Consider the following 13,215-nt stretch of genomic DNA (forward strand, 5'->3'; position numbering starts at 1 on the left):
GTCTCTCAACCAAGGAAGTGAGATGAGCGACAAGAAATCCGTTCTGAAGTCCCTGAAGGACGAGGACATTCCCTACGTCGACCTGCGGTTCTGCGATCCGAAGGGCAAGCTTCAGCACGTCACCATCGACTCCGACATCGTGGATGAGGACTTCCTCGACGAAGGCTTCATGTTCGACGGCTCGTCCATCGCCGGCTGGAAGTCGATCGAGAAGTCGGACATGAAGCTCATGCCCGACCCGAAGTCGGCCTACATCGATCCGTTCTTCGCCGAGAAGACCCTCTGCCTGCACTGCTCGGTGCTCGAGCCCGATACCAACGAGCCTTACGGGCGCGACCCGCGCGGCACCGCGCTGAAGGCAGAGGCGTATCTCAAGCAGACCGGCATCGGCGACACCTTCTACTGCGGCCCCGAAGCCGAGTTCTTCCTGTTCGACGACGTGCGCTACTCGAACCGGCCGAACAAGGTCTCGTTCGAGGTCGACGCGATGGATGGCGCCTGGAACACCGACACGGTGTACGAGATGGGCAACATGGGCCACCGGCCCGGCACCAAGGGCGGCTACTTCCCGCTGCCGCCGATCGACGCGGCGCAGGACATTCGCGGCGAGATGCTCTCGACCATGAAGCGGATGGGGATGAAGGTCGACAAGCACCACCACGAGGTCGCCTCGCCCCAGCACGAGCTCGGCCTGATCTTCGGCTCGCTCACCGAGCAGGCCGACAACATCCTGAAGTACAAGTACGTGATCCAGCAGGTCGCCGCCGCCTACGGCAAGACCGCGACGTTCATGCCGAAGCCCTACTACGGCGACAACGGCTCGGGCATGCACGTCAACATGTCGATCTTCAAGGGCGGCAAGCCGGTGTTCGCCGGCGACAAGTACGCCGACCTCTCGTCCGAAGCGCTCTGGTTCATCGGCGGCATCCTGAAGCACGCCAAGACGATCAACGCCTTCACCAATCCGACCACCAACAGCTACAAGCGGCTGATCCCGGGCTTCGAGGCGCCGGTGCTGCTCGCCTACTCGGCGCGCAACCGCTCGGCCTCGATTCGCATCCCGTGGTCGGAAAGCCCGAAGGCCAAGCGTGTCGAGGCCCGCTTCCCCGATCCGTGCGCCAATCCCTACCTCGGCTTCGCGGCGCTGCTGATGGCCGGACTCGATGGCATCCGTAACAAGATCGATCCGGGTGCCGCGGCGGACAAGGACCTCTACGACCTGCCGCCGGAGGAGCTCGCCGAGATCCCGACCGTCTGCGGCTCGCTCCGCGAGGCGCTGATCTGCCTTGAGAACGACCACGAGTTCCTGCTGCACGGCGACGTGTTCACCAAGGACCAGATCGCCGGCTACATCGCGATCAAGTGGCCGGAAGTGTACATGCTGGAGCACACGCCGCATCCGGTGGAATATCAGATGTACTACTCGCTCTGAAGCGAGCTTCGGGGGGCCTTCGCGGCCCCCCGGTCGAATCCGGGCAGGGGCGTTCAGGGAAGCCCTCCGGGCGGAGGCGGCGCGTCGGCCTCCCGCCTCCGGAAGCGTTCGGCCCGCGCCGCGGGTCGGGGACGGGATCGGCTTCACGCCGCCCATCGCCACGAACTGGCGGCTCGAACTGGCGGATATCGCCTTCAGGCAGGTGGAGACCCCCCGGTGCGCAAGTTGCGCTGACTGGTCAAGCAGACTGATCAACATGTTGAAATAAACAGATTGTTCGCCGCCATTAACTGAAATGTAACGAGCGTGCGCCCCTGCCGGCGGCGCTCTTTCCCGCTTCCTCTCGCTCATCCTGCTTCCCGTGATGGTGTTCTTGACGTCACGGCTGATCGGCGTTCCGGTCACGTCTGGTTCGCTGATCGGCGCGTCGGCGCCGGACCCTGCTCATTCCCGCGCTCGTCATCCGGCCGTTCCTGCCGATCCTGCAAGTGGTGCGGGGCGGGATGGTGCGGGTGGTCGGCTCGGCCTGCGTCAAGCTCGCCCGGCACGCGTCAAAGCGGTTGCGTACGGCGCGCGGCCGTGGAACGAGCAATGAGAAAGACTGCGCGACCGACCCTTACCTGCTCGGACCGACGCGCGGCGATGAGACGGGAGGGAAGACTTCATGAGTGATGTCGGCGAAACGCCGGCCATCAGGGTTGCCGTCATCGGGCTTGGCTCGATGGGGCTCGGGATGGCTGAGTCGCTGCTGCGGGCGGGATTTGCCGTGTCGGGCTGTGATCTCGCGCAACCCGCACTCGACCGGCTGGCGATGGCTGGCGGGCGGCCCTGCACCACGCCGGCCGAGGCGGCCGAGGGCGCGGCGGTGATCGTCGTGGTGGTGGTGAACGCCGCCCAGACCTCGGACGTGCTCTTTGGCCGTGATGGCGCGGTGCCGGTGGCGCCGGCTGGAGCGGTCGTCGTCTCCTCGGCCACCATGGCGCCCGCCGATGCCGAGGCGCTGGCACGGCGCTGCGAGGATGCGGGGCTGCTGTTTCTCGACGCGCCGATCTCGGGCGGCGCGAAGCGCGCGGCGGAGGGGGAACTCACCGTGATGGCCTCGGGGGCGGAGACCGCGTTCGCGAAGGCCGGCCCGGTGCTCGAGGCGGTGGCGGTCAAGGTCCATCGGCTCGGCGACCGGGCGGGGATCGGCGCGTCGGTCAAGATGGTGAACCAGTTGCTGGCGGGCGTGCACATCGCCGCGGCCTGCGAGGCGATCACGCTGGCCGGCAAGCTCGGCCTCGATCTCGATACGGTCTACGAGGTCATCACCGGCTCGGCCGGGAATTCGTGGATGTTCGAGAACCGCATTCCGCATGTGCTGGCGGGCGACTACACGCCGCTGAGCTCGGTCGAGATTTTCGTCAAGGATCTCGGGATCATTCAGGACATGGCTCGCACCGAGCGCTACCCCGCTCCGGTCGCCGCAGCGGCGTTGCAGATGTACCTCGCCGCCGCCGGTTCCGGCATGGGGCGCGACGACGACGCGTCGCTCGCGCGGGTCTACGCCCGGCTTTCGGGTGTCAGCCTGCCGGGAGACGCCTGATGCCGCGCTTTGCCGCCAACCTCAGCATGATGTTCAACGAGGTGGAGTTCGCCGACCGGTTTGCCGCCGCGTCCGACGCCGGTTTCGCTGCGGTCGAATGCCTCTTTCCCTATACCCTGTCGCCGGAGCGGCTGGCCGAGACGCTGGCGCGCCATGACCTGACGCTCGCGCTCTTCAACCTCGCGCCGGGCAACTGGGAGGCGGGAGACCGGGGCGTCGCGAGCGATCCGGCCCGCTTCGACGAGCTGAAGGCGAGTGTCGACAAGGGGATCGACTACGCGCTCGCTGCCGGCGCGGGGCGGGTGCACATGATGGCGGGGCACGCCGACAGTGGCGACGCCGCCGCGGTCGCGGCCTACCGCCGTGCGCTCGAACACGCGGCGGGACGTTTCGCCGAGCATGGGATCGACGTGCTGGTGGAGCCGATCAACAGCCGGAGCATGCCGGGATACTTTCTCAATGACTTCGCGCTGGCCGAGCGGCTGATCGCTGAGTCGGGCGCGCCGAACGCGCGGCTGCAGTACGACATCTTTCACCGGCAGATCATGCACGGTGACGTCGCCATGTCATTCCGCCGGCTCTTGCCGGTGATCGGCCATGTGCAGATCGCGAGCGTGCCGTCGCGCCATGAGCCGGACGGCGAGGAACTGAACTACCCGTTCCTGTTCGAGATGCTGGATGCCGCCGGTTACGACGGCTTTGTCGGCTGTGAGTACGTGCCGCGCGCAACGACCTCGGCGGGGCTTGGCTGGTTCGCACCGTGGAGGCGGGCGCAATGAGGATCGCCGCGATTGCCGACGACTACACCGGCGCCTCCGATCTCGCGAACACCTGGGCGAAGAACGGCCTCGTCACGATCCAGACGATCGGCATCCCCGAGGGCCTCGACGTGAGCGGCGCCGACGCGCTGGTCGTGTCGTTCAAGATCCGCTCGGTGCCGGCGGCAGAGGCGGTGGCAGCGGCGATCCGCGCCTGGGACTGGCTGACAGCGCGGGGCTTTGACCACGTGATGTACAAGGTCTGCTCGACCTTCGACTCGACCGACGAAGGCAACATCGGCCCGGTGACCGACGCGCTGCGTGCCCGCGCCGGGGCGGCGCTGACGCTGGTGACGCCGGCGTTCCCCGAGACGAAGCGCACGCTCTACAAGGGGCATCTCTTCGTGGAGGACGTGCTCCTGAGCGAGAGCCCGCTGCGCAACCATCCGCTCAACCCGATGCATGATCCGAACCTCGTGCGCGTCCTCGGCCGCCAGACACCGGATCCGGTGGGGCTGCTCGACCTCGCGACGATCCGGGCCGGGGACGCGGCCGTCGCGGCGCGGCTCGACGCGCTGGCGGGCGAGGGGGTGCGGTCCGTCATCGCCGACGCGGTCGCGGAATCTGACCTCGACGTGCTCGGCCGGGCGGCCGGTGCCATGCCGGTCTCGACCGGCGCCTCGGGCCTCGGGCTCGGGCTGGCGCGCGCGAGCGGACTCGGCGGTGGCGCCGTCCCGGCGAGCGCACCGACGACGGGCCCGAGCGCGATCGTCGTCGGCAGTTGCTCGGCGCGCTCGCTCGAACAGGTGGCGGCGGCCGAGGCGGTGATGCCGGTGCTGCGCCTCGACCCCGACCGGCTGGTTGCAGGCGAGGCGATCGCCGAAGCCCTCGACTGGGCGCGGGAGCGCATCAAGGCGGGACCGGTGCTCGTCGCGGCGAGCGGCGAGCCTGACGCCGTGCGCGCTGTGCAGGCCCGCCATGGCCGGGAGGCGGCGAGCGCCGCCATCGAGGCCGGGCTTGCGAGCCTCGCGGAGGGGTTGGTGGCGGCCGGCGTCACCCGGCTCGTTGTCGCCGGCGGCGAGACTTCCGGCGCCGTCGTCGACCGGCTCGGGATCGCGGGCTTCCGCCTCGGCCCGGAGATCGCGCCGGGCGTGCCGGTGCTGGTGACGCTCGGGCACGAGCCGCCGCTCGCCATGGCGCTCAAGTCCGGCAACTTTGGTGGCGCCGACTTTTTCGCGCAGGCGCTGACCCGACTCTGAGCGCCACGCCTCTGAACCCCAACTATGATCCACGGAGACCCCCTGCCATGATCACCGACTGGTTCGAGACCCGCGATCCGCGCTTCGCCGCGCTCATCCTCGGAAACGTCCATGTGGAAAAGCTCTGGACCGGCTCGCGCTGGGCCGAGGGGCCGGTCTACGTGCCGGCCGGCAAGTACCTGCTGTTTTCCGACATCCCGAACGACCGCGTGATGCGCTTCGACGAGACCGATGGCGCGGTATCGGTCTTCGAGACGCCGTGCGGCTACCAGAACGGCCACACCATCGACCCCGAGGGGCGCGTGCTCGCCTGCGAGCATGGCGGGCGGCGCGTCTCGCGCCGGGAGCATGACGGCTCGGTCAGCGTTGTCGCCGAGCGAGTGAACGGCAAGCGGCTGAACTCGCCGAATGACGTGGTGGTGCGCTCGGACGGCTCGATCTGGTTCACCGATCCTGCCTACGGCATCGATTCCGACTACGAGGGGCACAAATCCGAGCCGGAGGCGGATGGCTGCCATGTCTATCGGGTGGGGACCGACGGCGTCGTGACACCGGTCGCGACAGACTTCGTGCGGCCGAACGGCATCGCCTTCAGCCTCGATGAGCGTCAGCTCTACATCGCCGACACTGGTGCCACCCACATGGAGAATGGCCCGCGGCACATCCGGGTCTTCGATGTGACCGACGACGGGCTCGGGCTCGCGAACGGTCGGATCTTTGCCACCTGTGAGGTCGGGCTCTTCGACGGCTTCCGTCTCGACGGGCTCGGCAACGTCTGGGCGAGCGCCGGCGACGGGGTGCACGTCTATGCCCCGGACGGGACGCTGATCGGCAAGATCCGCATCCCGGAGGTGGTCTCGAACGTCGAGTTCGGCGGGGCGAAGCGCAACCGGCTCTACATCACCGCAACGCAGAGCCTCTATTCGGTCTACGTGAAGGTGAACGGCGCCCGGCGTTTCGGGCTGGACGTCTGAAGCGGTCCGGGGGGCGGTTTGGTTAACGCCGGAGTGCCCCTGATCCGAGAGTAGCAGGGGCGCTCCCTTGCGGGAACGCCCTTTCTTTTGATGCGGTTAACGCCCGGGCCGGTCAAGGCGCGGGCGCGGGCCTCGCCGTGGGGGATGGCGGTTTCTCAGGCCCGAATGCCGGAAACCAGTGCCGGAGGACAGTGTCGGCCACCCGTCAGGGGGCTGATCCGAAGGCCCGGCCCGAAGAACTGGTCCCGAAGGCCAGGACCGAAGGCCAGGACCGAAGGCCAGAACCGAAGGCCGGTCGGCACCATGGTGGCCGCCCGCCTTCGGTTCGGCCCGGGTTCAGCCGCGGGCGAGGACGTAGGTGCCGGGGGCGTCCTCGATCACCTTCAGCTTGCCGCTGCCGGGCTTGCGGGCGGGTACCTGCTCGGCGGTATCCTTTGCCTCCAGCCACTCGGCCCAGAGCGGCCACCACGAGCCTTCGGCGTAGGTCGCGCCGGACAGCCATTCCTCGGCCGTGGCGGGGTAGTCGTCGCGGGTCCAGTAGCCGTACTTCGGCTTCTCCGCCGGCGGGTTCACCACGCCCGCGATGTGGCCGGAGCCGCCGAGGACGAACTTGACCTCGCCGCCAAGGATCTGGGTCACCGGATAGACCGACGTCCAGGGCGCGATGTGGTCTTCCTTGGTGGCGAGCACGAAGACCGGGGTCTGGATCTTGCTGATGTCGATCGGCGTGTCGTCGAGGGAGAGATATCCCGGGCGGCGCAGGCCGTTTTCGATGTAGATCTTCTCAAGGTACCAGAGCAGCATCTTCGCCGGCAGGCGGGTGGAGTCCGAGTTCCAGAACAGCAGGTCGAACGCCGGTGGCCGGCGGCCCATCAGGTAGTTCATCACGTGGAACGACCAGACGAGGTCGTTCTCGCGGATCATCGAGAACATGTCCTGCAGGTGGTGGTTCTCGAGGAAGCCGGTGTCGGCCATGTGTTCCTCGAGGGCCTTCAGCCGGTCGCGGTCGACAAAGACGCCGACCTCGCCCACGTCGGCGAAGTCGACCATGGTGGCGAGTGTCGTCGCCGCAGCGATGCGGTCGTCACCCTTCGCCGCGAGGTAGGCGAGGGTCGAGGTGACGAGGATGCCGCCGATGCAGAAGCCGAGCACGTTGGCGCGGCGCTCGCCGGTGGCCTTGGCCATGGCGTCGAGTGCGGCGAGCGGCCCGAGGTGCATGTAGTCCTGGAAGGACATATCCGCATGCTCCTTGGTCGGATTGATCCAGGAGATGACGAACACCGAGTGGCCGCGGTCGAGCATGTAGCGCACGAGACTGTTCTTCGGGCGCATGTCGAGGATGTAGTACTTGTTGATCCACGCCGGCACGAAGAGGATCGGCAGCGCGCGCTGGGTTTCGGTGCGCGGTTCGTACTGGATGAGCTGCATGAGCTCGTTCTGGTAGACGATCTTGCCCGGCGTCGTCGCGAGGTCGCGGCCGACCTCGAAGGCGGCGCGGTCGTTGGTCGAGATGTCGAGTCGGCCGTCGCCCGCCTCGAGGTCGTTCAGCAGGTTCTCGATGCCGTCGAGGAGGCTGCGTCCCTCGGTCTCGACGAAGCGGTCGCGCGCGGCCGGGTTCAGCATCAGGAAGTTGGCCGGCGAGAGCGCGCTCAGGAACTGCCGGGTGTAGAACTCGGCGCGGAGCGCCTCCTTGGAGCCCTTGGGCAGGTTGCCCACCAGCCCGTCGACGGCTTCCTCCACAGCGAGGTAGGCGTCGCGGAGGCCGCGGCTGACCGGGTCCTCGTCCCACCGCTTGTCACGGAAGCGGCGGTCCTTCACCGGTTTGGTCTCGCCGGAGAAGGCGCTGAGCCAGGCGCGCGTCGCGCCGGCCCAGGCTTCCTGCTGCGCGGTGGCGATCGCCATCGGCCGCTCGGCGAGTTCGGCGCCGGCCTTCATGAACGCCTCGCTGACGCTCTTCGCGTCGACGATGGAGAAGTCCTTGCCGCTTGCCCGGGCAAGCGAATTGGTCTGAGCCCGGAGCGCGATCCGCTGGGCGCGGAGCACAAGTTCCCACGGGTTCGGCGTGCGATCGTTGGTTTCGTCGTCTGCCATTGGTGTCTCCTCCTAGTTCCGTCCCCCACGGAACTTCGCTCGAAACCGTAAGCAGGTCGCGCGTCAAGTTCCAGTGGTTACCCTAGGGGAAAGTACTTTTGGGAAAGTACTGCCGCGCCGGTGAACGCCACGCGGCCGGGCGCGGTTCGGGGTGGCAGTCGGGATGGCAGTCGGGGCAGCCGTCGGGGCGGCGGATTGCATTCGGAGGGGCCGGGTTCTATCTAGGCCCGACACTTGACCCGACGCGCGCGCCTCAGGAGCCCGGCCCCGTATGAACTGGATCTCCAACTACGTCCGCCCGAAGATCAACTCGCTGTTCTCGCGGCGGGAGGTTCCGGAGAACCTGTGGGTGAAGTGTGACGCCTGCGGCACGATGTTGTTCCACCGGGAACTCGCGGACAATCTCAACGTCTGCACCAACTGCGGCCACCACCTGGCGATCAGCCCGCGTGACCGGTTCGCGGCGCTCTTCGACGGCGGCGTGTTCGTCGAAGTGCCGGTTCCGAAGCCGCTCGCGGATCCGCTCGGCTTCAAGGACCAGAAGAAATATCCTGACCGGCTGCGCGAGGCGCGCAAGAAGACCGGCGAGGCCGAGGCGATGCTCGTCGTGGAGGGCGACATCGGCCGGCTGAAGACGGTCTGCGCCGCGCAGGACTTTGCGTTCATGGCGGGCTCCATGGGGATGTACGTGGGCAACGCCATGGTCGCCGCCGCCGAGCGTGCGGTGAAGCGCAAGTGCCCGCTCGTCGTCTTTGCCGCGGCTGGCGGCGCGCGGATGCAGGAAGGCATCCTCAGCCTGATGCAGATGCCGCGCACCACGGTGGCGGTCGAGATGCTGAAGGAGGCGGGGCTGCCCTACATCGTGGTGCTGACGCATCCGACCACCGGCGGCGTGACCGCGAGCTATGCCATGCTCGGCGACGTGCAGTTCGCCGAGCCGGGGGCACTCATCTGTTTCGCCGGGCCACGGGTCATCGAGCAGACCATTCGCGAAACCCTGCCCGAGGGGTTCCAGCGGGCGGAGTATCTGCTTGAGCACGGGATGATCGACAGGGTCGTGTCGCGCAAGGCTCTGCGCGACGAGATCGCGACCGTGCTCCGGCTCCTGACCGCGAGCCCGCCCTATGTGCGTGGCGACCTGCCGCCGCCGGAGCCGGAAGACGACGACGTCACCGGCGACGCACCCGCTGCCCAGTCCTGAGCGACGCATCTTGAGCGCGCACAGCGACCGGGTTCTGGAGCGGCTGACCCGGCTGCACCCGAAGGTGATCGATCTCGAACTCGGGCGGACCGAGCGGCTGCTCGCGGCGCTCGGCCACCCGGAGCGGCGGCTGCCGCCGGTGATCCACGTGGCGGGCACCAACGGCAAGGGCTCGACCATCGCGATGATCCGCGCCGGGCTCGAATCAACCGGAGCACGGGTGCATGTCTACACCTCGCCGCACCTCGCGCGCTTTCACGAGCGCATCCGCATCGCGGGTGAACTCATCTCCGAGGACCGGCTGCTCGACTGCCTGGAGCGCTGCGAGGCGGCGAACGGCGATGTGCCGATCACCTTCTTCGAGGTGACGACGGCGGCGGCGTTTCTCGCCATGGCCGAGACGCCGGCGGACTGGACGCTGCTCGAGGTCGGCTTGGGCGGCGAGTTCGATGCGACGAACGTCATCGAGCGGCCGCGGCTCAGCGTCATCACCCCGGTCTCCGTCGACCACCAGCAGTATCTCGGCGAGACGTTGCCCGAGATCGCCGCGGCGAAGGCCGGCATCCTGAAGCGCGGCTGTCTCGGCATCATCGCCCGACAGCCGGCCGAGGCGCTCGAGGTGATCGAGGCGCGCGCCGCCCGGATGCTGGCGCCGCTCATGGTCGAGGGGCAGGACTGGCAGGTCTGGGAGGAGCACGGGCGCGTCGCGTTCCTCGACCCGCAGGGGCTGCTCGACCTGCCGCTGCCACGGCTGATCGGTGCGCATCAGGTCGAGAACGCGGGCACCGCGGTTGCGGCCCTTCGCGCGCTCGGGATGGACGAGACGGCCTGCCTGGCCGCGCTTGCCGAGGCCGAGTGGCCGGCCCGGATGCAGCGGCTCAGGACCGGACCGCTCGTCGACGCGGCGGCGGGGGCGGAGGTCTGGCTCGACGGCGGGCACAATCCCGCCGCCGGAGTGGCGCTCGCCGAGGCGCTCGGGCGTCTGCCGGGGCGCCCGGTGCATCTCGTGGTCGGCATGCTCCGGACCAAGGACGCGGCGGGCTTTCTGCGGCCCCTCGAACCGGTCGCCCGGTCGCTGCAAGGCGTGACGATCGAGGGCGAGGCGGCGACGCTTTCCGCCGCCGAGACAGTGGCCGCAGCGCGTGCCGCGGGTTTCGCCGCAGCGCATGAGGCAGCGGGCGTCGAGGCGGCGATCCGCGCCATCGTGGCGGATGCGCCGGACTGTCGTATCGTGATCTGCGGTTCGCTCTATCTCGCGGGGCGAGTGCTGCGGGAGAACGGCTGAAACCGGCCGAACATGTTGAACGCGCTGAAACATATCGTAACATCACCGTTCCCTCGCCAAGTTTTGACCGGTTGAAACCGAAAGTCCGCTGTTGCCCGTAACGCGCATCCGGCATACTGAGCCGCAATCGGGCAGGTGAATGACGCGATGCAGCAGGCGGCTGCCCCGACGTTCCACGTCGGGGTCATCATGGATGGAAACGGCCGCTGGGCCGAGGCACGGGGACTCGCGCGCCTCTCGGGTCACGCTCGGGGAGCGCGGCGGGTCAGCGATATCGTCAAGGCTTGTCCGTCGCTCGGTGTCACCCACCTGACGCTCTATGCCTTTTCCACCGAGAACTGGCGCCGGCCGCTCGCCGAGGTGGAGGGGCTCATGCGCATCTTCCACCAGTATATCCAGGGCAAGATGGCGGGCCTTCGGCGCAATGACGTGCGCGTGCGCTTCCTCGGGATGCGCGACCGGCTGCCCGACGGTTTGCGCGATCTCATGGGCCGCCTCGAGCAGGAGACGCGCCATTGCGGCGGGCTCAATCTCTCGATCGCCATCGACTACGGCGGACGTGACGAATTGACCCGTGCCGTGCGGACACTGTCGCAGCTGGTTGCCGAAGGCGCGCTGCCGCCGTCGGCGATCTGCGAGACCCGTCTCGCTCAGGCGCTCGACACGCGCGATCTGCCAGACCCGGATCTGATCATCCGCACTTCAGGGGAGATCCGCATCTCGAACTTCCTGCTCTGGCAGGCGGCCTATGCCGAGTTCGACTTTCCCGCCGTCGCCTGGCCCGACTTCACGGTCCAGCATTTCGGGTCGCTCATCGGGGCGTACCACGCCCGGCGGCTGAGTGCCGAGACGCCGCTTCCGCCGGCGGTGGGCGCGCGTCCCTGAGGCTCACGCGATTGCGAACGAGGGCGCTGGCACATCTCCGGAAGCCTCGCTAGCGTGACGGCCAAGTAGCCGCCCGGGGACAGAAGATGGTCGCGCCGCACATTGTCACGCATGAAAACAAGCCGTTGCCGACGGACGACGACTGGTGGCGCGGTGCCGTCATCTACCAGATCTATCCGCGCTCGTTCCAGGACTCGAATGGCGACGGTGTGGGCGATCTGACCGGGATCATCCACCGCCTGCCCTATGTGGCCTCGCTCGGGGTCGACGCGATCTGGATCTCGCCGTTCTTTCCGTCGCCGATGCTCGATTTCGGCTACGACGTGATGAACTACCGCGACGTTGACCCGATGTTCGGCACGCTCGCCGACTTCGACGCGCTGATCCAGCGCGCGCACGATCTCGGCATGCGCGTCATGATCGACCTCGTGCTCAGCCACACCTCGGACCAGCACCGCTGGTTTCGCGAGAGCCGGGCGAGCCGCGACAACGCCAGATCCAACTGGTACGTCTGGGCCGACGCGAAGGAGGACGGCACGCCGCCGAACAACTGGCTGTCGATCTTTGGCGGCTCGGCCTGGGAGTGGGACAGCGAGCGGCTGCAGTACTATCTGCACAACTTCCTGAAGGAGCAGCCGGATCTGAATTTCCACGAGCCGGAGGTGCAGGACGAGCTGCTTTCGGTCGCGCGCTTCTGGCTGGAGCGCGGCGTCGACGGCTTCCGGCTCGACACCATCAACTTCTACTTCGCCGATCAGGATCTGCGGGACAATCCGCCGCTCGCCGAGGACCGGCGCGACTATTCGACGGCGCCGAAGGTGAACCCCTACAACTGGCAGGAACATCTCTACGACAAGAGCCGGCCGGAGATGATCGGCTTCCTGCAGCGGCTGCGGGCGCTGATGAACGAGTTCGGCGACACGGCCTGCGTCGGCGAAGTCGGCGACGCGCAGCGCGGCATGGAGATCATGGGGGAATACACCCGCGGCGATGATCTGATGCAAATGTGCTACGCCTTCGAGTTCCTGTCGGTGGAGCCGCCTTCGGGCCGGCGTGTCGGGCAGGTGCTGCGCAAGTTCATGACTGTCGCCGCCGATGGCTGGGCGTGCTGGGCGTTCTCGAACCACGACGTGGAGCGGCATGTGACGCGCTGGTCGCTCGATGCCGCCGAGCTTCGGGTCTATCTGGCGATCCTGTTGTCACTGCGCGGGTCGATCTGCCTCTATCAGGGGGAGGAGCTGGGCCTGACCGAGGCTTACGTGCCCTACGAGGAGTTGCAGGACCCGTATGGCAAGCGGTTCTGGCCGAAGTACCGTGGCCGCGACGGCTGCCGCACGCCGATGCCGTGGCTCTCGGACAACATGCACGCGGGCTTCAGCGACGCGAAGCCATGGCTGCCGGTGGCGCTCGAGCACCTGCGCATGGCGGTGTCGCTGCAGGAGAACGACCCGGAGTCGATGCTCTCGACCTATCGCCGGATGCTCGCCTGGCGGAAGTCCCACCCGGTGCTCGCCAAGGGCGGCTTCGCGCTGCATCGCACCACGGACTCGCTCGTCTCCTACGTGCGCGAGGATGAGACGGAGGCGATGTTCTGCGCCTTCAACCTCGGCCCGGACCCGGTGAGCGTCGAGCTGCCCGCCGGCGACTGGGAGGTGATCCCGGACAGCGGCTTCGCGGGCTCGATCGTCGGCAACGAGGCCGAACTGCCCCCGGTACAGGCTGTGTTCGCGCGGCGGAAGTAGCCG

The 13,215-nt window shown here is 67.9% G+C and carries 10 protein-coding genes; 9 read left to right on the forward strand and 1 reads right to left on the reverse strand.

Annotated elements, in window-relative coordinates; all coding sequences use genetic code 11:
* The first annotated feature begins 22 nt into the window (after positions 1–22).
* The 5 genes from glnA (at position 23) to HNP73_RS17195 (ending at position 6,008) form a co-directional block, all read left to right on the forward strand.
* Positions 23–1,432, forward strand: coding sequence for a type I glutamate--ammonia ligase (gene glnA / locus HNP73_RS17175; protein WP_184152451.1), 1,410 nt, complete (start codon positions 23–25; stop codon positions 1,430–1,432).
* A 664-nt stretch (positions 1,433–2,096) separates the two neighbouring features.
* Positions 2,097–3,017, forward strand: a complete 921-nt coding sequence (ltnD, locus tag HNP73_RS17180) for an L-threonate dehydrogenase (protein ID WP_184152454.1) — start codon at positions 2,097–2,099, stop codon at positions 3,015–3,017.
* Complete coding sequence (gene otnI / locus HNP73_RS17185; RefSeq protein WP_184152457.1) at positions 3,017–3,796, forward strand: 2-oxo-tetronate isomerase; 780 nt, start codon at positions 3,017–3,019, stop codon at positions 3,794–3,796. The genes ltnD and otnI overlap by 1 nt, the downstream gene beginning before the upstream one ends.
* Positions 3,793–5,034: a 3-oxo-tetronate kinase gene (gene otnK / locus HNP73_RS17190; RefSeq protein WP_184152460.1), complete on the forward strand. Its 1,242-nt coding sequence runs from the start codon at positions 3,793–3,795 to the stop codon at positions 5,032–5,034. The genes otnI and otnK overlap by 4 nt, the downstream gene beginning before the upstream one ends.
* A gap of 47 nt (positions 5,035–5,081) precedes the next feature.
* Entirely contained in the window at positions 5,082–6,008 is a 927-nt protein-coding gene (locus tag HNP73_RS17195) for an SMP-30/gluconolactonase/LRE family protein (RefSeq protein WP_184152463.1), read from the forward strand.
* 336 nt (positions 6,009–6,344) lie between these two features.
* On the opposite strand, the gene HNP73_RS17200 is transcribed toward HNP73_RS17195, so the two are convergent.
* Complete coding sequence (locus HNP73_RS17200; protein WP_184152466.1) at positions 6,345–8,099, reverse strand: PHA/PHB synthase family protein; 1,755 nt, start codon at positions 8,097–8,099, stop codon at positions 6,345–6,347.
* A 271-nt stretch (positions 8,100–8,370) separates the two neighbouring features.
* On the opposite strand from HNP73_RS17200, the gene accD reads away from it, so the two are divergent.
* From accD to HNP73_RS17220, 4 genes are all read left to right on the forward strand, one after another.
* On the forward strand, positions 8,371–9,300 hold the full coding sequence (gene accD, locus HNP73_RS17205; protein WP_184152468.1) for an acetyl-CoA carboxylase, carboxyltransferase subunit beta: 930 nt from the start codon (positions 8,371–8,373) through the stop codon (positions 9,298–9,300).
* A gap of 7 nt (positions 9,301–9,307) precedes the next feature.
* Positions 9,308–10,585 carry a bifunctional folylpolyglutamate synthase/dihydrofolate synthase gene (locus HNP73_RS17210; RefSeq protein WP_343063362.1) on the forward strand — a complete coding sequence of 426 codons (1,278 nt, stop codon included), beginning with the start codon at positions 9,308–9,310 and terminating at the stop codon, positions 10,583–10,585.
* 147 nt (positions 10,586–10,732) lie between these two features.
* Complete coding sequence (uppS, locus tag HNP73_RS17215) at positions 10,733–11,470, forward strand: polyprenyl diphosphate synthase (RefSeq protein WP_184152474.1); 738 nt, start codon at positions 10,733–10,735, stop codon at positions 11,468–11,470.
* Between the two features lie 86 nt (positions 11,471–11,556).
* Positions 11,557–13,212: an alpha-amylase family glycosyl hydrolase gene (locus tag HNP73_RS17220; protein ID WP_184152477.1), complete on the forward strand. Its 1,656-nt coding sequence runs from the start codon at positions 11,557–11,559 to the stop codon at positions 13,210–13,212.
* Positions 13,213–13,215 lie beyond the last annotated feature (3 nt).

The sequence above is a fragment of the Amaricoccus macauensis genome (genome assembly GCF_014201905.1).
Lineage (GTDB): Bacteria > Pseudomonadota > Alphaproteobacteria > Rhodobacterales > Rhodobacteraceae > Amaricoccus > Amaricoccus macauensis.